The organism is Desulfurellaceae bacterium (assembly GCA_021296095.1).
In the GTDB taxonomy this organism is placed as follows: Bacteria; Desulfobacterota; Binatia; order Bin18; family Bin18; genus JAAXHF01.
On sequence record JAGWBB010000015.1, the window covers coordinates 28,426 to 49,252 of the forward strand.

The following is a 20,827-nucleotide window of genomic DNA, read 5'->3' on the forward strand; positions in this document are numbered from 1 at the left end:
GGGGTCCGACAAAGGTGAGGCCGGCCTCGGCACACCGGCGGGCAAAGTCGGCATTCTCACTCAGAAATCCGTAGCCCGGATGAATGGCCCCACAGCCGGCCTGTTTGGCCAGCTCCACAATCCGCCCGGCGTCGAGGTAGGAGGCCGGCCCGGTCCCACCCAGCGGTTGGGCATCATCGGCCTTGCGGGTATGTAGCGACTGGGCGTCGTCCTCGGAAAACACGGCCACGGTCCGCACGCCCAGCTCGGCCGCGGCCCGCGCAATACGAATGGCGATTTCGCCTCGATTGGCGATTAAAAGGCTGCTCAGACTCATATGGCTCACTTGTCAGGATTCGAAATGGTAGATACTGAAGCTCCCATCTCATACGTCACGCTTTTCTCCTATATACGCTCCCCGTAGTGAAGAATTCTCTCGGTGGATCGACTAGGACGCTATCCCGCTCCAGTTCGTAGCCGCGCCCTTCAAGTATCTGACGTATCATGCGACCGATCATCTGTTTGAATAGGTCCACTTGTCCACATTGGTCGAAATCTTGTTTATACCGTCCGGGGAGGCGCTGATTCAGAGGCTCCACAGCCGGTTTTCCATTATCGCTCGCATTCTCCATGAGACCGATGATTTCATCTTGGGTTAAGAAGTCGTACCACAGCCTGTGTCCGAAGGAGGTAGCGTAGATGTTCTTATCGAAAGTAGAGGGGGAGTAGTCCATAGATTCACTCTTTCCGGTGTGTGCGTAGCCTTTAACTTTGGTCTTCCCTTCCTTAAAAACGAGCTGCTCGGGCGGTGGCAAAAAATCCTCTATGACTTGGACATTGCCCAGAGGTTCATCCGTGTATGTGATTTTCTTCATCATAGGTCTGTTTTCCTTTTCGCCAATACCCGGCGCCGATAATGCGAATGACACTACCCCGGTAGGTAAACCGAACGGTGAGAATCCCAGCGCCGACCTTGCCGAAACAATAATATCTTTCCTCTTCCTGGCTATGGGACAGATCTTTGGCGATCACACGCTGCGGATCAGCGAAGGCGTACTGCGCAGCTTCAAACGCGACTCCATGCTTCAATTGGTTTTCGCTGTTCTTTTTCTCGTCCTACTCGAAGCTCTGATCCACCGAGAGAGGATAGCACGAATGATAGCTATCAATACAGCCATGCCCGCATACGCACGGGTCAGGAGGAGCAGGTTTCAGACCTGCCCCCTATCCTTTTTGTCGCAGTTCAAAAACCCCTACTATGGGTTCGGTCATCAACGATATCTTTTTTCCGTTGACAGACGGAAAGCGGGTGCGGGATAATCGGGTTTTCTCTTAGCCAGGAGGGACGACGATGGCAAACGGTGCAATTTTCTCGGCGGACTCGCATACCATGGAACCGGCCGACCTGTGGCTGGAGCGTATTGATCACACCTTTCGTGACCGCGCCCCACGCGTGATCAAAAACCACGAGGGCAAACCGGGCAGCTTTTTTGTGGCTGAGGGCCTGACCCCATTTCCGGTCGGCGGCGGCTTTGCCGCAGGCAAAGACCCCAAAGACCTGGAGACCAACCAGAATGTCGGCTACGAGGAAGCCCGGCCCAGCGGCTGGGACCCGGTCGAGCGCCTCAAAGATCAGGATATCGACGGAGTCGAGGGCGAGGTGCTGTACACCACGCTGGGCATGTTTCTGTTTCACCTCAAAGATGTCAATCTCCAGTGGGCCAGCTTTCGGGCCTATAACGACTGGATGGCAGAGTTTTCCGGCCACGACCCGAAACGGCTGATCGGGCTGGGCCTGATTGCCATGCAGGATGTCGATCAGGCTGTTCATGAACTCCAGCGGCTTGCCGACAAGGGACTCCGGGGAGCCATGATCAACGCAGCCGCTCCCGGCGACGTGCCGTTCAGCGACACCCATTTTGATCCGTTCTGGGCGGCGGCTCAGGACTTGCAGATGCCGGTCAGCCTCCACATCCTGACCGGCAAGCAGAACATTCGGCTCAAGAAGGGCCGGGTAGCCTCCAATATGTCGATCATCCACGAGGTCCAGTATTCGCTGACCGATCTGATCTACAACGGCGTGCTTGAGCGCTTTCCCGGCCTCAGGCTGGTATCGGCCGAAAACGACATCGGCTGGGTCGCCCACTATCTCAACCGGCTGGACATCTCCTACGAGACGCTGCGCTATATTGACCCGACCCCCATCAGCATGCTGCCCAGCGAGTACTTCACGCGCCAGGTCTACGCCACCTTCCAGGATGACCGGCCCGGCGTGCTGACCAGCCAACTGATCGGCCAGGACAACTTCATGTGGGCGTCCGACTTCCCCCACCGGGCCTCAACCTGGCCCAACTCACGGGCGATTATCGAGCAGAACTTTGCCGACGTGTCAGACGAGATCAAGCGCAAGATCACCTACGAGAACATCCATCGGCTGTACGGCTTCTAAAACCGCTACTCAGTTCAGGACCTCTTTGTCCTGCAGTCCGGCCACCTCGGTCGGGCTGAGGCCCAGCACCTCGGTCAGCACGTAGTCGTTATCCTGGCCAAAGGTCGGGGCGTGTCGCCACACCTCACACGGGGTGTGGGACATCTTCCACGGAATCCCCAGGTGGCGGCGCACGCCGATCTCCGGGTGGTCGTGCTCGACATAGGTGCTGCGGGATTCGACCTGCGGGTCGGTCAGCATTTCCCGACCGTTCAGAGCCGGATAGGCCGCCACCCCAACCGCTTGGAGCGTCTCGGTCGCCTCCTGGGCGGTCCGCTCCTGGGTCCAGGCGGTCACGATCTGTTCCAGCTCGTCTTCGTTGGCCTTGCGGGCGGCGGCACTGGCAAAGCGCGGATCGTCGGCCAGACCGGGCTGACCGATCGCCGCGCAGCACTGCCGCCATTCGTCCTCAGTCCCGACCACAATGCTGACCCAGGCGTCGTCGCCCTGGCTGCGAAAGACGCCGTGGGGCGCCATGTACGGATCGCGGTTGCCCATGCGCGGCGGCTGATTGCCGTTCATGGTGTAGTCCATGATGGCTTCGGGCAGCAGCATGGCGCAGGCTTCACGCTGGGAGAGATCGATATACTGGCCGTGGCCGGTCTTTTCGCGGTACAGCAGGGCGCACATGATGGCGTACGAGCCGTGGACACCGCCGTTCGGATCGCCGTACGAAAAGCCGGCCTGGCGCGGCCCGTCGTCAATATAGCCGGTCAGGGCCGACATGCCGCTCAGCGCCACCTGGGGTGGCCCGTACGACACATAGCCCTTCTCCGGGCCGGTCTGACCGTAGCCCGACAGCGAGGCCATGATGATGTCGGGCTTGAGCGCGCGCAGGACCTCATAGCCCAGGCCCATTTTTTCCATCACCCCGCCGGCAAAGTTTTCGATCACAATATCGCTTTTGGCGACGAGCTGTTTGGCCAGCTGTATCCCCTCGGGCTTCTTCAGATCGAGCGACAGGGAACGCTTGCCCTGATTGTACTGGTTGAAATAGCCGCAGCGGTTGATGCCCGTTTCATTGTCGGCCCAGGGGGGAATCATACGCGACGGACACAGCCGCGTCTGGCTCTCAATCCGAATGACTTCGGCGCCCAGATGGGCCAGCTGCAGCGCCCCGTAGGGTCCGGCCCAGGCCCAACAAAAGTCGGCAACACGAATTCCGTCCAGTGGTGGTTTGCTCATGGCGTGTCTCCCAATTAGATGATGCCGGCCTGCTGAAGCTGCGCCAGCTCCTGCTCAGCCATGCCCAGCTCGGCATATACCTCGGTGTTGTGCTGGCCCAGACACGGCGCCGGGCGACGCAGCGTCCAGGGTGTTTCGGACATGGTGTGGGGGGCGGTCGGGTAGGTATGGGTGCCAGCCTCAGGATGGGCGACTTCGGCAAAAAAGCCGCGGACTTTCAGATGCTCGGAGTTCAGCAGGTCGCCCATGGTCGAGACCGGGGCAAACGGAATACGACGAGACTGGGTCAGATGGTACAGCTCGTCGACCGACTGCTCTTTGACCCACGGCTCCAGAAACAGCTGGAGTGCGTCCCAGTTCTCGGCCCGGTCCAGCCGGGTCTTGAAGATCTCCTCGTTGGCCCAGTCCGGGTTGCCCATCAGATCGACAAAGCGCTGCCACTGGTGTTCCTCAACGCAGGCGACATAGATCCAGCCGTCTTTGCACTCTATGATATCGAGCGGCCGGATGGCTTTATTGCCGGTAAAGCGCACCACGACCTGATCGGCATAGGTCGGCATGATGCCGGCAAACTCGGAGATGCCCATCAGACACTCCTGGATTGAAAAATCGATGTGCTGGCCGTGGCCGTCCTGAAAGCGCGAGAACAGGGCGGCCAGCGAGGCTGTTGCGGCGTGGATGCCGGCCTGAAAGCCCGACTGCTGGCCAAACACCCGCAGCGGCGGCAAATCCTCGCTACCGGGGCCACCGCCGTTCAGGTAGCACAACCCACCCGCGTTCCAGGTCGTCAGGTCATAGGCTGCGTAGTCCTTGCGCGGTCCGGTGAGACCAAAGGGCGTGATCGAGGTCATGACCAGCCCGGCGTTCATCCCGGCCAGGCGCTCATAGTCCAGGCCCTGGGCGGCCATGCGGGTCGGATGGACGTTGTGAATCAGCAGGTCGGCTTTGGCGACCAGCCGGTCGAACACCGCCCGGCCGCGGCCGTCGGTCATATCCAGGGTCACGCCCCGCTTATTGGTGTTCAGATACAGGTACAGACCGCTTTTTTCAGGGTGGGGGGTGCCGCCCGGAAACGGTCCGCGCTGGCGAGCCGTATCGCCGCCGGGCGGTTCGATCTTGATCACCTCAGCGCCCATATCGGCCATCAGTTTGGCCGCATAGGACGCGCCGACCATATCGCCGCATTCGATAATCCTAAAGCCTTCCAGTGCAAGCCCCGGCATGAAACCCTCCTTCTTCCGGCCGCCGCTCGGTGCGGCGCGGACTGGCGTCCGCCAACTGTAGTCAGCCGTGCTCAGGCCGTCAAGCTGAGAGGCCACAGCTGGTCCCCCGCCCCGGGCAACCACGGGGGGTTGCCCCTACAGGTCCCAGACCGCACAGTAGGCCCAGCGCCTATGGACGTCATCGAAATCTATCTGCGGGTCCGGCGGACGGACATCGCCTATATCAAATTCATCCTCGAATCCTACGAGGACCTCGGCATTGTGCGGACGGTTGACCGCAAAAAAGCCACGATTGTGGTCCTGGCCATGCCAGACTTTATCGACCACGTCCGGGCGGTCCTGCACGCCCTCGGTCAGGAACTGGAGCTGTACGAGATTACTCCGCCGGCCGAGCAGGAGACGGACGGGGACTGGCTGGTGGAGAAGATCCGGCGCGGAGAATAGCGGTTCAGGTGTCGGCGTTCTCGTCCGGCGCTCTGGCAAACACATAGGCCACCCCGATGCTCAGCCCGTACAGCAGGAGCAGCGGCCCGGCCAGCAGGAGCTGGGAAATGGCGTCGGGCGGGGTCAGCACCGCAGCCAGGACAAAGATCGCCAGGATGGCATAGCGGAAGGCGCCAATCAGGGTGCGGTGGGTCAGCAAACCGATCCGGGCAAAGAAAAAGCTCAGAATCGGGAGCTGAAAGGTCACGCCAAAGGCCAGCAGGGTGCGCGCGCTGAAGCTCAGGTATTCGCTGATACGCAGGGTCGCCTCAACGTCAATGCTCTCGAACTGCTCAATAAAAAAGGCGTAGGCAATGGGCAGGACGATTGTGTAGCAAAACCCACCGCCCAGAACGAAAAAGAACGAACAAAAGCCGACAAACGGCCACACGTAGCGCTTTTCATTGGCGTACAAACCCGGCGCCACAAAGCGCCACAGCTGGTAAAACACCCCGGGGCTGGCCAGGAACAAGGCGGCGATGAACGCGACCTTGATCTTGGTAAAAAAGGCTTCGGTCGGGCTGGTGCCGATCAGGCTGCAGTCGGGACAGGCGTGCAGCAGCGGCTCGCGCAGAAAGCCGAACAGCCAGTCGGCAAACACATAGGTCGGCACGAACGCCACGGCGATGGACAGCAGAGCCTTGACGATGCGGGAGCGGAGTTCTTCCAGATGACCCATGAGCGACATCGTGGTGTCGTCAGGGGTCATTGAACGGGCTTCTCCTTGTCGGGCTGGGAGGCGGGGTCGGGGAGCGGCGGAGCGGCGGCCGGAGCGGGCACAGTGGACGATGCTCTCTTCTCGATCTGATGGTCATCCTCGTCGTCCGCTTTGTCACCGGCCCGCGCGCTGTGTTCGGCCTGGCGGACCTCCTCTTCGAGCAGCACGCGGGCGTTGTCCAACTCTTCGCTCACCCCGCTGGTGGCGCGTCGAAACTCGCCCAGCGTCCTGCCCAGCCCCCGGGCCAGCTCGGGCAGGCGTTTCGGGCCCAGCACGACAAGGGCAACCACGAGAATCACAATCAATTCAGGCGCACCAATACCGAACATCGCTCACCCTTAGCTTTCGCCAGCCACGCTAGTATAATCGGACAAGCGACGCAAGCGAAGGGGGACCCAGCATGCTCCGGACAGGCCTCGTTATTGACACACGCTATCAGGACCACCAACCCGGCCAGCAGCATCCGGAACGGCCGGCCCGGATCGGCAGCCTGTTGCGGGCGGTCGAGTCCTACCGGCGACCCGGCCTGACCTCGGTGGCTCCCCGCCTGGCCAGCGAGGACGAAATCGGCCTGATTCACGACACGGCTCATATCGGCCGGGTGGCGGCAACAGCCGGCCGACCCAGCTTCACCTTTGACGCCGATACCCAGGTGTCGGCCCTGTCCTACGACACCGCCCGCCTGGCCACCGGCGGCCTGCTGGCCATCCTCGACGCGGTCATGGACGGCGAGGTGGATAACGGCTTTGGCCTGGTCCGCCCGCCGGGCCATCATGCCGAGCGCAACCGGGCGATGGGCTTTTGCCTGTTCAACAGCGCGGCCATCGGCGCCCAGTACCTCCGCGAGCGCTTCGGCCTCAGCCGCGTGCTGCTCATGGACTGGGACCTGCACCACGGCAACGGCAGCCAGCACAGCTTTTACGACGATCCCGGCGTGCTGTACGCCTCGACCCACCAATACCCCTACTATCCGGGCACGGGCGCGGCCGAGGATGTCGGCCAGGGCACGGGCGCGGGCTATACGGTCAACCTGCCCATTCCGGCCGGCTGGGGCGACGCCGAATACCAGCACCTGTTCGAGACGATTCTTGATCCGATCTGCCGCCAGTTCGACCCCCAGTTCGTGCTGATTTCGGCCGGCTTTGACGCCCATGTCCGCGACCCCCTGGGCGGCCTACGAATGACCGAGGCGGGCTTCGGCGCCCTGGCCCGGGTGTTGCTGCGGGTCGCACGCGACCACGCCGGGGGGCGTTGCGCGGCCCTCCTGGAAGGCGGCTATGATCTCATCGGGCTCGAAAAATCCACCCTGCGGGTCCTGGACGAAATGGGCGGCGCACAGCTCGACACGCCGCTGCCCGAGGTCGACAGCCCGCCCCTGTTGCCCCAGGTCGTGACCGTGCAGCGCAGCTACTGGGAGCTGGCAGACAAATCCTGATGGGCAACCACCGGGTCGGCTGAACGGCCCTCCGCTCTTCAGGCCCGGCCGGAGAGGTTCGGGCAGGACCGAGTCGGGACGCTTCCACGCCGTCTGTCACCGCAAACCCCGGTTCCAGAAACGAGGAATTGACTGTACCATTCGGGAAGTTTCTTCCCTGTCGAACAGCGTAGACGCTTTTTAGCAGGGCTTTTGAAGTGCCCTGGCCCTGATTTTTCAGGCTTGTGAGGAGGACAGACACATGGCGAACAGAGGATTTTCTCATATTGGTCTTTCGACGCTCGACCTTGACAAAACGCGCGAGTTCTACGAGGACCTGCTCGGTTTCGAGCCGGTGGTGTGCGACACGATCGAGATAGAGGAAGGGGGGAAGATCCGTCACATCTTCTTCGATACCGGCCATCACCAGCTGATGGCCTTCATGGAAGCGCGCGAGGTCCCCGGCGTGCCGCGTGAATATGATGCCGGCATCAACAGCGGGCTCGGCGTGCCGGGCGGCTTTTATCACTTCGCGTTCGAGGCCGGTAATGAAGCCGCCCTGGCCCAGAAACGCGACGAACTCCGTTCCAAAGGCGTCGAAGTCAGCGATGTCGTCGATCACAACTGGGCCAAATCGATCTACTTCAAAGATCCGAACGGCATCTCCTTAGAGTATTGCTGCCTGGTGCGGGAGTTCACCGCGGATGACGCGCGCATGCAGGATCGTTTCAAACTCCCGCTCGGAGCGCTCGCTGATCCGGTCAAGGCCTTGTCGTCGCCGGATAAGCACTAAGCTTGAGACAGCCAACCCTGCACCCTCATGCTCACACATAGGGACAGGAGAGAGACAAGATGAAAATCGGCGTGTTTTGTATTTTCGATCACTGGCCCGAGGTCAAGTCAGCCCAACAGTATCTGACAGATTTTCTTGATCTCACCCAGCGAGCCGAGGAGCTGGGCTTTGATTCCGCCTGGGTGTCTGAGCATCATTTCACCCGCTATGGCGGCATCCTGCCTCGCCCTCAGGTGCTCTTGGCGGCCATGGCCGAACGTACCAAACGGATTCGCCTGGGCACGGCGGTGAGCCTCGTGCCCTTTGACAACCCCATCCGCGCAGCGGAAGATTTTGCCCTGGTTGACGTGCTGAGTGGTGGGCGGCTGGACTTTGGGGTTGGGCGCGGTCTGTTCCCGTTTGAATACGACGGGATCGGCGTGTCACAAAACGAGGGCCGCCAGCGACTTGAAGAAGGGGTCGAGATGATTCTGCGGGCCTGGCAGGAGGCCCCTCTCAGCTTTGAAGGACAATTCACCAAGGTCACCGACCTCACGATCTTGCCGCGGCCCCTCCAAACCCCGCACCCTCCCCTGTACGCGGCTGCGCTCAGCCCCGAAAGCTATGACTGGGCCGCGCGCAAAGGCTATAGCATTCTCCAGGTGCCCTATCCGCTGCCCATCGAAGTGACGCAGGGCCAGATTGCCGACTACAAAGAGAAACTCGGCCAGCATGGCCATGGCGGCACAGAGGTCATCGCCCTGTTCCACACCTATGTGGGAGAGACCGCAGCCAAAGCCAAGGCCGAGGCCGAGCAGGCGGTGATGAACTGTGTGAACCTGGCCGGCTCGCTCTTTCCCAAAAAGATCAAATCCGAGCAGTACAAATCGTACGCCCAGTTTGCTCCGACGATGCAAACGCTCACGTATGATGTCCTGTACAATGAGCGCACGCTGATTGGCGATCCCGACCAAGTCATTGCCAAGCTGGAACGCTTTCAAAAAGACTTGCAGATGGACCAGTTCATCTATTTCCTCAACTGGGGTGGGATGAACCACGATCTGGTGCTGCAATCCATGCAGCGCTTTGCCAAATATGTCCTGCCCCATTTCCAAAAAGGCGATGCCCAGGCTGAGAAAACGCTGGCCGCACTGTAAGGAAATCTTTCTCCCCGATAATGCCAAGCGGCTCCAGGCCGACGGCTATACCACCCTCAACTTTGACTACCGCTATTTTGGCGAAAGCGGCGGGGAGCCTCGCTCGCGCCTTTTTGAGCTGATCCACTCCCTGCCCGACAATCTGAAGGAGCGGACCAGCGTGGGCAACCCGTCCGACTGCCGACGGCGGCTGGGGGAGCTGCGGGACGAGTTCGGCATCGAGCAGGTGGCCTTCTCCCTGCACGCCGGGGCGCAGGATACGGCCCGGGCCAGACGTGGGCTGGAGGTCTTCGCCCAGGAAGTGATGCCCGAGTTTGTCTAGAGGGTGTTCTGCACTCTGGGATCGGTCCGGGTCACATCCCCATTACCCGGATTAGGCGGCTTGAAGGGCTGGGGCTCACGTCTGTCGCATCGTCATACAGTCCAGCATGAGTTGACCCGGCACCTCAGCAGTCTGTCCTCCTTTGGTTTCATTCCAGACTGTCCTGTCTTGCCATCATCAACGAAGAGAGCAAGGAGCCTGCGTTGCTGCCCCGTTACTGCGCCACATAACCGCCATCCACCGCCATGGGATGGCCAGTCACAAACGAGGCCGCTTCAGAACACAACCACGCCACGGCTTCGCCGATCTCACTCGGTTGGGCCATACGACCAACGGGTTCTGCGGCGCTAATCCCTTCGGCCATTTCGGGCACTTTTTCAAAGGCGCGCTTGAGCATCGGCGTCTCCACAGCGCCTGGACAGACCGCATTCACCCGAATGCCGGACTTGGCATACTCAAGCGCTGCGGTCTTGGTGAGTCCGACCACCCCATGTTTGGCTGCGACGTAGGCGGACCCGGCTGGTATACCTTGTAAACCTGCCACTGAGGCAGTGTTTACAATCGCGCCTCCGCCTTGGCTGAGCATCTGCTGGATTTCCGCTTTCATGCTGAGCCATACGCCCTTGAGGTTAATACCGATCACCCGATCCCAGGTGGCTTCAGGATAGTCCGGCGTTGGCACGAAGTCGCCTTCGATGCCAGCATTATTAAAGGCGCAGTCCAGCCGGCCATAAGTCTCCACCACTTTTTTGACCATGGCTTCTGTCTCAGCCGCTTGGGATACGTCAGCCTGTATAAAGATCGCGTCGCCCCCAGCGTCTTTGATCAAGCGCACGGTTTCCTCGGCGCCTTCGGCATTCACATCCGCTACCGCAACTTTTGCGCCTTCCCGAGCAAAAACCTGAGCGGTCGCCCGGCCAATTCCGGTACTCGCGCCCGTGATTAAAGCGACCTTTCCGTCTAAGAGTCCTGCCATGTATGACCTCCTTTTCAAAAGGATTTCACTCTTGAACCATCTTCTGGATGATTGAGAGTTCGACTAAAGGACGCCGCCTCCGAGCACATCCAGACGACGGCTTCGTTTGCTGCGCCTTCCGGGTCGAAAATATAATCGTGGAAGACGAGTTCGCCGATGACGATAGCGGGTGGACCGGCGCCCTCGATCCGGTATTGAAGCGTGAAGCCGGCGGCGGCGGTAGTCCCGCTCTCACTGCTCATGGTTGCCTCCTGTCGTGGGTGGGGACGTCCGTCAGCCGGTCGCCAAAAACTCACGCACCAACTGTGAAACTTGGGTGTGCTGTTCGACGTATGGGACATGCCCGGCGTTGTCGATCAGCCGAACCTGCGCGTCTGCAATCCGCGAGGCGAACTCGTCTGCGTAGACAACCGGCACCAGGCGGTCTTGTTTGCCCCAGACAATGAGTGTTTTTGCTCGGACGCGGCGGAGTCGTTTGGCTAAACCCCGTTCCGGAATCGGCCAGATAAAATGTGAGGTGCTGGCGAGAGAACTCACGCGGTGGACCAGCGCGTCCACTTTTTCATCCGGGTCTTCCGGCAGACTCAGTCGGGCGGCGACCTCAGGCGTATTGGGATTACGGTACAAGAGTTCCACCTGGGTTTCCGGTGCGACCATGACATGGTCACTGACCGGAGCATCGTCCCGCCACAGTCCCAGGGCATCGATCAGCACAAGTTTGCCAACACGATGGGGAAAGCTTGCCGCCAGCTCTGCCGCCACCATTCCCCCAAAGGAGTGGCCAATCAGATCGACCTGATCGAGGCCCAGCGCAGCCAACACGTCATCGTAATACAGCATCAGGTCCCACAAGTTATCGAGCTGGTGTAAATCCTTGGGCTCGACAGCGCCCGGATGCGCCGGGGCAAAGACGGTGTGCTGGGCGGCCACATCATTCAGAAAACCGCCCCATTCCTGGCCAAACGGACCGTGCAGAAAAACGACGGGTGAGCCCTCGCCGCGGACGAGCGTCGTATTCGGCGCAAAGCCGCCGGGCAGGCTGACAGACTGTGAAGCGGGCGCGCTCACGAGTGGGCTCCCTTCGCCGTCATGTGCGGAGCTTCGCTCTCGTTCCGGGTCGCGCCACGGGCAGCGTCGCTGCCATTCACCTGCGGACTGCGGGCTTGGGCGTTGCGGGTTGCCCCTTGCGGCCACCAACGATCCTCATAGCCTTGCTCATCCCAGATACCGCGAATGCGGGGCAGGACCTCTTCGGCGAACAGACGCGTGTTCTTGGCCGTCAATTCCGGCTCCATTGACTGGATCTGGAGAATCACCATCAAATGGCCAACTCGGAGGTTCTTGACCGCCTCAGTGAGACGATCAGCGACCGTTTTGGGGCTCCCGCCAATGACAATGCCCTGCTTTTCGACCTGTTCCTGCCAGGTCATGTCTTTCCCCGAGACTGCCCCAAATGGAGTCGCTCCACCTGAACGCTTGAGATTAAATTCCAGGCTGTGTTTGGTCATATAGCCGGGCACAACGGCATGGTGACCGGCGATATACAGCGACTTATCGAAGAAATTACGGATATGCGGCAGATACTCTTTCTCGGCTTGGGCGTCGGTTTCGCTGACCACAACGAGTTGCGCAAAACCGGCCCGGTACGGATTATCATCGCGCCCCGAGGCGGCCACGGTATCCCAGTACCGATTCATCATATTTTGCGCAGCCTTATGGCCCAGAAAGCTCAGATAGCTATAGGTGTAATCATTCTCAGCCGCAAACTTCCACGTCTCAACCGACCCGCCGCCTGCACACCAGATCGGCGGATGGGGTTTCTGAATCGGCTTCGGCCACAAGTTGACATAGCGCAGCTTGGTAAACTTGCCGTTAAACGGAAACGGGCCAGGCTTGGTCCACGCTTGTTTGATGAGATCATGGGCTTCGTAGTAGCGTGGCCGCACTTCGGTCGGCGTAATGCCATAGCAGCCGGCTGTGTCCATGGCCGAGCCAACTGGCCAGCCAGCGACCAGGCGTCCACCACTCAGACAGTCGAGCAGCGCCATCTCTTCGGCCACTCGGAGAGGCGGATTGTAGAGCGGCAAGGTATTGCCCAACATGACAATCGCGGCATCAGATTTGCGACGGGCCAGATTGGCCGCGATCAGATTGGGCGAGACAGGAAAGCCATACGCGTTCTGATGATGCTCGTTCAGGCCGAGCCCGTCAAAGCCGAGATCGTCGGCCAGCTCCAATTCGTCCAGATTCCAGTTCAGATACTTGCCGACCGTTTCCGGATCGCACAGTTCGTCAGTCGGAGGGGTGACCCAGATACTCTCATACCGATCACGGAAGTCATCCGGCAGATCCCGGTAGCCTTGCATGTGAAACCAAATCGTCTTCATAGATATTCCTCTCGCCAGTTGCCTCAGACCCGCCAGGCGCGTGCCGAATAATCATGCCGATATCGATCAGTCCCGCAGGCCATCACGCCGGACATGAGGTCCGGTCCGTTCTCCCGTTTGTCAGACAGGAATATGCACCGTCGGATAGGACATCGCAAGAGGAGGACACGCTGGACACAAGCGTACACCAGCGGACCCAGCCCGTTGAATCGGGTCGTGACCGTGCAGCGCACCTATTTGGAAGCTGGCGGGCAAATCGTGACAGGAGTCAACGAAGCGTCCGCCACTAGGCACTCTTGTCGGGCACCCATTCGCGTGTTGCAAAAACTCGGCATGCAAAAGAGGGAAGAGCGCGAATTTGCCGGCCTCCACGCGGTGATGTACGAACTGTGGCGGACACGGTTTGTCGCCAGACTGCAATCTTCCGAACCGAACGGCCTGACAGGCGCACGCTACGGCTCGTAACGGACAGGTATCCAGGGGGGGATTATGGTTATTGTCATAGTTCGTACCCGACTTCGGGCGGGAGCGGACCAGGCTGCCTTGGGGCAGCTCACGCAGGAGATGCGGACTCTGGTGCAGACCATACCGGGCTTTGTTGCCGTGCTTTGTTGCCGTCAAGGACTTTACAGCCAGCGACGGTGAAGGCGTCTCTCTTGCAGAATTTCAGACCCTGGCGGCGGCCAAAGCGTAGCGGGAGCATCCTGACCACCGACGCGCCCAGGAGAGGGGCAGGAAAGAGTTCTTCTCGTCCTACCATGTCCAAGTCTGTGAAGTCGGGCGGGAGTACTCGTTTCCCGGCGAACGGGTGTCCTCATAGCGCATGCCGCGTACGGCAGAGAGGCCAGATATGCGCAGCCTGAGCTGCTCAATTTTGGGTATATATCGGGTTCACTCCAGTGCCTTCATTTTCTCTTCCTCGCTCATCAAACCTGTCGGGCAGATGTGTTCCTAGTTTGTTCCTCACCTCGCCATTCTGCAACGTGTTCCCCATCCCTGTATCTTTTGTCCTGTTGTCTGCACTACCAGGACGTAGCAAGACTAATACGACTTGGCGAAAACGACCCGCCGCTTGCTGGCTTGACCGCTCATCACGCAGCTGCCGTCTTCTTCCGGGGCGTCGAGCGGAATGCACCGAATCGTGACGTTCAGGTCATTCTTGATCGTCTCTTCGACATCGGGCTGGCCGTTCCAGTGGCTGAGGGCAAAGCCGGCGTGGATCTCCGGTTTGTCACGATTGTGGGGGGTAAAGAAGTCGTACAGGTCGGCTTTTGAGTCAATGCGGTGGGTATGTTGATCGCGGAAGCGGCGAGCGCGGTCAAACAGGCCGTGCTGGATGTCGTCGAGTTGGGCGCCAAGCGTTGCCACAAACTCGGCCCGCGACTGGCTCACCCGCTCCGACTGCTGTCGGTCACGGCGGCCGACAAAAACGGTGTGGTCTTCAAGCTCGCGCTGTCCGATCTCGAGTCGGATGGGCACGCCTTTTTTAATCCACGACCAGACCTTTTCTCCGCCTGAGGCGTCCCGCACGTCAAGTTCGACCTGCAGGGGCTGGTCGTCGTAGCGCAGCGCCCGCAGTTCCTGGGCCAGACTCTCGCAGTAGGCCAGGATTTCGTCCCGGTTTGTCTTCTTGCGCAACAGGGGCAGGATCACGACATGGCGGGGAGCCAGTTTGGGCGGCAGGATCAGGCCGTTATCGTCGCTATGGGTCATGATCAAGCCGCCGATGAGACGGGTCGAGACTCCCCACGAGGTGGTCCAGGCGTAGGCTTCCTGGCCGCTGGGGTCGGAGAAGCGAATCTCGGACGAACGGGCAAAGTTCTGGCCCAGAAAATGTGAGGTGCCGGCCTGGAGCGCCTTGCGGTCCTGCATCATGGCCTCGATGGAATAGGTGGAGACGGCGCCGGGGAAGCGCTCGCCCGGGGTCTTTTCGCCCTTGATAACCGGAATCGCCATGTAGCGCTCGGCAAAATCGGCGTATACGCCAAGCATACGGTCGGTCTCTTGCTGGGCGTCCTCGGCGGTGGCGTGAACCGTGTGACCCTCCTGCCACAGGAATTCGGCGGTGCGCAGAAAGATACGCGGCCGCATTTCCCAGCGCACGACATTGGCCCACTGGTTGATCAGCAGCGGCAGGTCGCGGTAGGACTGCACCCACTTGGCAAACGTCGCGCCGATAATGGTTTCAGAGGTGGGGCGGACGACCAGGGGCTCGGTCAGTTCTCCAGACGGGACGAGCCGACCGTCCGGTCCGGCCTCCAGCCGATGATGGGTCACAACCGCGCATTCCTTGGCAAAGCCTTCGACGTGCTCGGCCTCTTTTTGCATGAAACTGAGCGGAATGAAGAGCGGGAAATAGGCGTTTTGATGGCCGGTGGCCTTGAACATGCCGTCCAGGACCCGCTGGATGTTCTCCCACAGGCTGTAGCCCCACGGCTTGATGACCATACAACCCCGGACCGCCGAGGTTTCTGCCAGGTCGGCGGCCCGAATGACCTGCTGGTACCACTCGGTGTAGTCTTCGTCTCGGGTTGGAGAAATCGCCGTCTTTCGGGCTCGGTTCATGCCGCTCCTCCGTGTCTGTCAAAAGAAACGCTGCTCTCTTCTCGATGAGGTGATTCTCATCGTTCACTTCCGTGAGCGCTGAGCAGGGCCTCTGCCATACGCAGGTCGTCTGGAGTGGTAATCTTAAAATTCCGCCGCTCGCCAGGCACAATCTGGACTGTCCCACCGAATTTTTCAATAAGCGCCGCGTCGTCGGTGACCTGAATCGCCTCATCCAGGGCACGTTGGTGGGCCGCTCTGATCAGCGGAACACGGAAGGTCTGGGGGGTCTGGGCCAGCCACACGTCCTGGCGCGACAGCGTCTCGACCACCGTCCGAACGGGAGAGGTGACCGATGATTGCTTGCTGAGGGGGGTCTCATCGTCCACCTGTTCAACACGTTTGAGGGTATCGGCCGCGGGCACCGCAACCAGCGCCGCCCCGGCCCGGCTGGCGACCCGAATGCTGGCATGAATGACGTCCGGACTGATAAATGGGCGGGCGGCGTCGTGGATCACCACGATATCGCACTCGGTATCCAGCGCGGCGAGGCCGAGGCGGACCGAGTCCTGGCGTTGGGGGCCGCCGTGGGCCAGGCGGATGGTACACCGAAACGGCCCGTGGGCCTTGAGCAGCTCCCGGCACAGCGCTTCGCGCTCAGGTGCGACCACGACAACGAGGCTGGACAGCAGTCGCGCCCGGTCGAGGCTGCGCAGGGTATGGACGAGGAGGGGCAACTCAGCCACGGGCAGGAACGGCTTGGGCACCCGCGTCCCCAGGCGCTCGCCCTTGCCGGCTGCAACAATCACTGCGTTTGCGTGCATGGCAAAAACAAAGGCTGGGAATATCCCAGCCTTTGCCGTTCAGAGTGAATCGAGAACAGGGGCGAAAGCTCAGTGGGTGAAGATGGTTTTCAGATCATCCATGATCTTCTCTTCGGTGTGCGCACTGGCGATGGACAGCTCTTTGACGAGCAGGTTGCGGGCCGTGTCGAGCATTTTCCGCTCCCCAAACGACAGCTCTTTGTCGGCTTTCAGCACAAACAGGTCGCGCAGCACCTTGGCGATTTCCAACACCGAGCCGGTTTTGATCATCTCGGTATACTCGCGATAGCGACGGTTCCAGGTCTGTTGATCGACTTCGACTTTTTTGGTGCGCAGGATGCGATAGACTTTTCTGACCATTTCCTTGCTGATGACCGGGCGGAGGCCTGCCGCTGCCACGTTGGTGGTCGGTATCATGATGGTCATGTCGCTTTCCAGGATCCGCAACACGTAGAACTTCTGCTCGTGGCCGGATATGCTCTTCGCCTGCATCCCCTCGATCACTCCTACACCATGGCCGGGATAGACGACCTTCTCCCCAATCTTGAACATCGGCTTCCCTCCTAGCGGCACTCAGAATCGGAAAATGGTAACGGATTCGGGCGCTGTCGTCAAATTTCTAACTATCCGAAAACAGGCAAGTTTTTTAAAATGGCAGTTCAATCTCGACCACTCTGCCGTGCCCGACTTGCGATCCGACCCAGGCTGCGAGGCGTGCTCTCAAGTACTTACTGCGGAACATCTCATGGATTCGTTCCGTTTCTGTTCGATCATCAATGAACCGAGCCGTGCCACTGAAAGCAAGATCTCCGATCTTCAAGCCTATCTGATTATTTTTCTTCAGGTTTCGATACCAGGCGGTTTTGCCGTCATTCCCGGCTTGGATGTAAAAGCGGTCGTGTTCATAAATGAACCAGATCGGGATCATGCGCGGCTTGCCGCTTTTTCGGCCAATCGTCGTGATCTCGACAATTGACTCCGAGGCGCGCGCCTCAAGGGCTGGCCGGCTGGGACTGGTCTCCTGGGCCGAACTCGGCACCGCCCAGCCGGCCAGCATGAGGGCTAGGCCGCAGCATAGCAAGAACCGGTGTTGCCGGGCCGACAAGGTGAACGATGATACCCACCTCATCAAGAAGAGATCATTGTTCACCTTGCGTGTCATGGCTTCCTCCTGTCAGGCGCATCTGCCAAGCCGGGCCGTCGCCCGATCTCCCCATATTGCCGTTCTGGTCTGCTGACACAATCCCACCGGGCGATTTAGTTCCCAAAAGACAGAGAGTGTGGTAGCCTTTGGCGACCTTATTTCCCAGAGGAGGAATCCGCATGGCTACCCAGTATTACTTTCACATCGCTAATGAGGCCATTGAGGTGCAGACCGGTGCGCACGCCTCGCCCAATATCACGATTTCCATGAAGGAGAGTGATTATCTGGATATGATAAACGGAAAATTGAACGGCCAGATGGCCTTTATGAGCGGCAAGCTCAAGATTACGGGAGATATGGGGCTGGCGATGCGCCTGCAAGGGCTGTTCACGGCCCGCGGCTCGGATGATCCCGAGGTCACCTCGATCCAGCAGGTGATTGATGGTTCAGCCGAAAGCTTCAACAAGGCGGGTGCAAAAGGCCTGGATGCGGTTTTTCAGTTCGACCTGAGCGACTGAGTCGCCACCTCCCCGCCCGAGTCCCTATGCCGACCCACACCCTGATTGGCCTGATGTCCGGCACCTCGCACGACGGGGTTGACGCCGTGCTGGTCGATATCACCTTTGCCCGCCACCGTTTGCAGACGCACCAGCGTACGTTTCGCGCGTTTCCGTATACCCGCCCGGTTCGTGAGCGTTTATTGCGGCTCAGTCAGGGCGCTGCGGTGCCGGCCGCTGAGGTCGCCCAGGTCAATGTGCTGTTGGGTGAGCTGTTTGCCAAAGCCGCCCTCAAGCTGTGCCAGGCGGCCGGCCTTTCGTGTGAGCGGGTGACGGCGATCGGTTCGCACGGCCATACGATTTACCATCAACCCCGCCAGCGACCGGGCCCCGGCTCCACCTTGCAGATCGCTGAGCCGGCCGTTATTGCCGCCCGGACGGGTATCACGACGGTGGCCGATTTTCGGCCCGCGGATGTGGCCATGGGCGGGGAAGGCGCTCCTCTCGTCCCGTATGTCCACTACGCCTTGTTTCATCGGCCCCGGCGGTCGGTCGCCGTCCACAATATCGGCGGGATCGCCAACCTGAGCTATCTGCCCGCCCAGCACGGGCTTGACGGCGTCCTGGCCTTTGATACCGGCCCCGGCAATATGGTCATTGACGGGGTCGTTCAGGCGGTCAGCCAAGGCAAAAAGCTGTACGACCGCGGGGGGCGTCTGGCCCGTCGGGGCCAAGTCCACCAGCCCTTACTGGCCGAACTCTTGCGCCATCCGTATTTTCGACGCCGTCCGCCCAAATCGACCGGCCGCGAGGAGTTTGGTGAGCCGTATATCCGCGATTTTCTCAGCCGAGCATCGCGGCTGAGCGCCGAGGATCAGGTTGCCACGGCCACGGCCCTGACGGTCGAAAGCATGGCCCACGCCTACCGTAGGTTTGTGTGCCCGCAGGGTGGGCTGGATGAGATTATGCTGACCGGCGGCGGAAGCCTCAACCCGGTGCTGGGTGAGTGGCTGGCCCGGGCCCTGCCCCAGGTCCAGATCCGCAGCCTGGAAGACCTCGGCTTTGAGAGTCAGGCGCTTGAAGCGCTGGCCTTCGCGGTACTGGCCTACGCCACGCTGCACGGCATGCCGTCAAATGTACTCGGGGCAACCGGCGCCCGGGCACCGGTCGTCCTGGGCAAAGTGGTGCCGGGACGCAACTATCGCACCACCCGGCTCCAAAGTGGACGATGACGACCGCCTGAGCGAGGAGATACGTTGACCAGCCGGGTCGGATCGCAGCATATGGGGGAGGCGAGCCGCAGGAGCGCCTCCCCCGTGTTTGACCGATAGAGGAGGGCAATCCCATGCCGAAACGTGTCGTTATCATTCCCGGCGATGATGCTGCCCCGGAGGCCATGGCGCCGACGCTCGACCTGCTGAAGAGTTTGGCCCTGGATATCGAGTTCACCGAATTCCCCATAGGACAAGACGGGGTCAAGCAGTACGGTTCGCGACGGGATTTTCATCAGGCTTTGTGCCGAGCGATTGATCAGTCTGACACAACCCTGTTCGGGTCGACAAACGGCACGACCGGTGGGATCAGTTATCTGCGCTGGGGCAAGCAGACCTATGCCAACGTGCGTCCGACCCGCTGGCTGCCCGGTTTCCAGAGTCCCTTGAAACAGCCCGAGGGCATAGATTTGGTCATCGTGCGCGAAAACCTCGAAGACCTGTATATGGGCATTGAGGGAGACCTCGGTGTGCTGTCGGCCCTGCCCGAGACGAGTGTGACCAGCTATTTGACCAAGAAACCCCTGGATACGACGCCCGTCGGCAAATTCGCCATCAAGGTGATCACCGTCCAGGCCACCCAGCGGGTCGTCCGCTTTGCCTGCGAGCTGGCCCGCAAACGCAAGGCCCGGGGTGGCCGGGGGCTCGTCACCTGCACCTGCAAGTACAATATGCTGCGGAGCAGCGATGGCCTGTTTCGGCAGGTCGCCGAAGAAACGGCCAAAGCCTACCCCGATATCGAGTATAACCAGTATATTGTTGACGATTTTGCCCACCGTCTGGTGGCAAACCCGAGTCAGTTTGACGTTGTGGTGATGCCGAATCTATACGGTGACCTGCTCTCGGACGCGGCGGCCGGCACGATTGGCGGTCTGGGGCTGGCGCCCAGCGGCTGCTACGGCGAGGACTACGCCTATTTCGAGTCCGCCCACGGCACAGCCCCGGATATTGCCGGCCGCAATATCATTAATCCGACTGCAACCCTGCTGTCGGCCGGCCTGATGTTGGAATATCTTGGCTGGCAGGACGTGGCGGACCGTCTCGAAGCGGCCATCGCCCGCGTCTATGCCGAGGGGCAGGTTCTGACCCCCGACCAGAGCGGCTCGTCCTCAACCACCGACTTTTGTCGGGCGGTCAAAGACGCCGTTCTCGATAGCGAGAGGCAGCCCGTGCGGACAACACCGGCGCGTCAGTGAAATCGCAGGTGTCCGGCGGGAAGGTGTCAGCCTCTATTGGACGCTGTTGAGTTTGCTGCGGCCGCGTTTGATGACAATCACGTCTTGGCCGTTGACGCGTAGAGTACGCCGGTCGGCCGGGGCCTGGGCCGGCCCTTTGCGGGCGCGGTCTTCGCGCCATTTTTTCAGCTGCTTCTCGAGATTTTTCTGACTCACATATCCTCCTCGGTACTTCGAGGTGAACGATTATCTCTTCTTGATGACGTGG

At 60.4% G+C, this 20,827-nt stretch carries 25 protein-coding genes; 9 read left to right on the forward strand and 16 right to left on the reverse strand.

Annotated features, from left to right (window positions below; genetic code table 11):
* The 3 genes from J4F42_05215 to J4F42_05225 form a co-directional block, all read right to left on the reverse strand.
* Positions 1-316, reverse strand: a 316-nt coding sequence (locus J4F42_05215; GenBank protein ID MCE2484889.1) for an acetyl-CoA carboxylase biotin carboxylase subunit, incomplete at its 3' end; no start/stop codon positions are given.
* A gap of 55 nt (positions 317-371) precedes the next feature.
* Positions 372-857 carry a hypothetical protein gene (locus tag J4F42_05220; GenBank protein ID MCE2484890.1) on the reverse strand — a complete coding sequence of 162 codons (486 nt, stop codon included), beginning with the start codon at positions 855-857 and terminating at the stop codon, positions 372-374.
* Positions 829-1,068 carry a BrnT family toxin gene (locus J4F42_05225; GenBank protein MCE2484891.1) on the reverse strand — a complete coding sequence of 80 codons (240 nt, stop codon included), beginning with the start codon at positions 1,066-1,068 and terminating at the stop codon, positions 829-831. Before J4F42_05225 ends, J4F42_05220 begins: the two co-directional genes overlap by 29 nt.
* 262 nt (positions 1,069-1,330) lie before the next feature.
* Between J4F42_05225 and J4F42_05230 the strand changes: the two genes are divergently transcribed.
* Positions 1,331-2,428 carry an amidohydrolase gene (locus tag J4F42_05230; protein ID MCE2484892.1) on the forward strand — a complete coding sequence of 366 codons (1,098 nt, stop codon included), beginning with the start codon at positions 1,331-1,333 and terminating at the stop codon, positions 2,426-2,428.
* Between the two features lie 9 nt (positions 2,429-2,437).
* Here the strand turns inward: J4F42_05230 and J4F42_05235 are convergent, their stop codons facing one another.
* Positions 2,438-3,652, reverse strand: a complete 1,215-nt coding sequence (locus J4F42_05235; GenBank protein ID MCE2484893.1) for a CoA transferase — start codon at positions 3,650-3,652, stop codon at positions 2,438-2,440.
* A gap of 14 nt (positions 3,653-3,666) precedes the next feature.
* On the reverse strand, positions 3,667-4,875 hold the full coding sequence (locus J4F42_05240; protein MCE2484894.1) for a CoA transferase: 1,209 nt from the start codon (positions 4,873-4,875) through the stop codon (positions 3,667-3,669).
* Between the two features lie 171 nt (positions 4,876-5,046).
* Between J4F42_05240 and J4F42_05245 the strand changes: the two genes are divergently transcribed.
* Complete coding sequence (locus J4F42_05245; GenBank protein MCE2484895.1) at positions 5,047-5,319, forward strand: DUF4911 domain-containing protein; 273 nt, start codon at positions 5,047-5,049, stop codon at positions 5,317-5,319.
* 4 nt (positions 5,320-5,323) lie between these two features.
* Here J4F42_05245 and tatC read toward each other — a convergent pair whose 3' ends face one another.
* Positions 5,324-6,067 (reverse strand): twin-arginine translocase subunit TatC, encoded by a 744-nt coding sequence (gene tatC, locus J4F42_05250; GenBank protein MCE2484896.1) that lies wholly within the window; start codon positions 6,065-6,067, stop codon positions 5,324-5,326.
* On the reverse strand, positions 6,064-6,405 hold the full coding sequence (gene tatB, locus J4F42_05255; protein MCE2484897.1) for a twin-arginine translocase subunit TatB: 342 nt from the start codon (positions 6,403-6,405) through the stop codon (positions 6,064-6,066). The genes tatC and tatB overlap by 4 nt, the downstream gene beginning before the upstream one ends.
* Before the next feature lie 71 nt (positions 6,406-6,476).
* On the opposite strand from tatB, the gene J4F42_05260 reads away from it, so the two are divergent.
* The 4 genes from J4F42_05260 to J4F42_05275 all read left to right on the forward strand — a co-directional run bounded on the left by J4F42_05260 (position 6,477) and on the right by J4F42_05275 (position 9,741).
* Positions 6,477-7,511 carry a histone deacetylase gene (locus J4F42_05260; protein ID MCE2484898.1) on the forward strand — a complete coding sequence of 345 codons (1,035 nt, stop codon included), beginning with the start codon at positions 6,477-6,479 and terminating at the stop codon, positions 7,509-7,511.
* A 241-nt stretch (positions 7,512-7,752) separates the two neighbouring features.
* A complete protein-coding gene (locus J4F42_05265) occupies positions 7,753-8,283 on the forward strand; it encodes a VOC family protein (GenBank protein MCE2484899.1) in 531 nt (176 codons plus the stop codon).
* A gap of 59 nt (positions 8,284-8,342) precedes the next feature.
* Positions 8,343-9,419, forward strand: a complete 1,077-nt coding sequence (locus J4F42_05270) for an LLM class flavin-dependent oxidoreductase (protein MCE2484900.1) — start codon at positions 8,343-8,345, stop codon at positions 9,417-9,419.
* Positions 9,385-9,741: a hypothetical protein gene (locus tag J4F42_05275; GenBank protein ID MCE2484901.1), complete on the forward strand. Its 357-nt coding sequence runs from the start codon at positions 9,385-9,387 to the stop codon at positions 9,739-9,741. Before J4F42_05270 ends, J4F42_05275 begins: the two co-directional genes overlap by 35 nt.
* 214 nt (positions 9,742-9,955) lie before the next feature.
* Here the strand turns inward: J4F42_05275 and J4F42_05280 are convergent, their stop codons facing one another.
* From J4F42_05280 to J4F42_05315, 8 genes are all read right to left on the reverse strand, one after another.
* Positions 9,956-10,717 carry an SDR family oxidoreductase gene (locus J4F42_05280; protein MCE2484902.1) on the reverse strand — a complete coding sequence of 254 codons (762 nt, stop codon included), beginning with the start codon at positions 10,715-10,717 and terminating at the stop codon, positions 9,956-9,958.
* A 14-nt stretch (positions 10,718-10,731) separates the two neighbouring features.
* Positions 10,732-10,959 (reverse strand): hypothetical protein, encoded by a 228-nt coding sequence (locus tag J4F42_05285; protein MCE2484903.1) that lies wholly within the window; start codon positions 10,957-10,959, stop codon positions 10,732-10,734.
* A gap of 31 nt (positions 10,960-10,990) precedes the next feature.
* Positions 10,991-11,785 carry an alpha/beta hydrolase gene (locus J4F42_05290; GenBank protein MCE2484904.1) on the reverse strand — a complete coding sequence of 265 codons (795 nt, stop codon included), beginning with the start codon at positions 11,783-11,785 and terminating at the stop codon, positions 10,991-10,993.
* Complete coding sequence (locus J4F42_05295) at positions 11,782-13,104, reverse strand: LLM class flavin-dependent oxidoreductase (GenBank protein MCE2484905.1); 1,323 nt, start codon at positions 13,102-13,104, stop codon at positions 11,782-11,784. The genes J4F42_05290 and J4F42_05295 overlap by 4 nt, the downstream gene beginning before the upstream one ends.
* A 1,041-nt stretch (positions 13,105-14,145) precedes the next feature.
* Positions 14,146-15,669, reverse strand: coding sequence for a proline--tRNA ligase (gene proS / locus J4F42_05300; GenBank protein ID MCE2484906.1), 1,524 nt, complete (start codon positions 15,667-15,669; stop codon positions 14,146-14,148).
* 56 nt (positions 15,670-15,725) lie between these two features.
* Positions 15,726-16,472, reverse strand: coding sequence for a 2-C-methyl-D-erythritol 4-phosphate cytidylyltransferase (gene ispD / locus J4F42_05305; protein MCE2484907.1), 747 nt, complete (start codon positions 16,470-16,472; stop codon positions 15,726-15,728).
* Between the two features lie 69 nt (positions 16,473-16,541).
* Positions 16,542-17,024 carry a CarD family transcriptional regulator gene (locus J4F42_05310; protein MCE2484908.1) on the reverse strand — a complete coding sequence of 161 codons (483 nt, stop codon included), beginning with the start codon at positions 17,022-17,024 and terminating at the stop codon, positions 16,542-16,544.
* Between the two features lie 94 nt (positions 17,025-17,118).
* Entirely contained in the window at positions 17,119-17,634 is a 516-nt protein-coding gene (locus J4F42_05315; GenBank protein ID MCE2484909.1) for a nitroreductase family deazaflavin-dependent oxidoreductase, read from the reverse strand.
* A 161-nt stretch (positions 17,635-17,795) separates the two neighbouring features.
* Here J4F42_05315 and J4F42_05320 point away from each other — a divergent pair, with 161 nt between their 5' ends.
* The 3 genes from J4F42_05320 (at position 17,796) to J4F42_05330 (ending at position 20,580) form a co-directional block, all read left to right on the forward strand.
* Positions 17,796-18,134 carry an SCP2 sterol-binding domain-containing protein gene (locus J4F42_05320; GenBank protein ID MCE2484910.1) on the forward strand — a complete coding sequence of 113 codons (339 nt, stop codon included), beginning with the start codon at positions 17,796-17,798 and terminating at the stop codon, positions 18,132-18,134.
* A gap of 26 nt (positions 18,135-18,160) precedes the next feature.
* On the forward strand, positions 18,161-19,345 hold the full coding sequence (locus J4F42_05325) for an anhydro-N-acetylmuramic acid kinase (GenBank protein ID MCE2484911.1): 1,185 nt from the start codon (positions 18,161-18,163) through the stop codon (positions 19,343-19,345).
* A gap of 113 nt (positions 19,346-19,458) precedes the next feature.
* Entirely contained in the window at positions 19,459-20,580 is a 1,122-nt protein-coding gene (locus J4F42_05330) for an isocitrate/isopropylmalate dehydrogenase family protein (protein MCE2484912.1), read from the forward strand.
* A 33-nt stretch (positions 20,581-20,613) separates the two neighbouring features.
* On the opposite strand, the gene J4F42_05335 is transcribed toward J4F42_05330, so the two are convergent.
* A complete protein-coding gene (locus J4F42_05335) occupies positions 20,614-20,775 on the reverse strand; it encodes a hypothetical protein (GenBank protein MCE2484913.1) in 162 nt (53 codons plus the stop codon).
* Positions 20,776-20,827 lie beyond the last annotated feature (52 nt).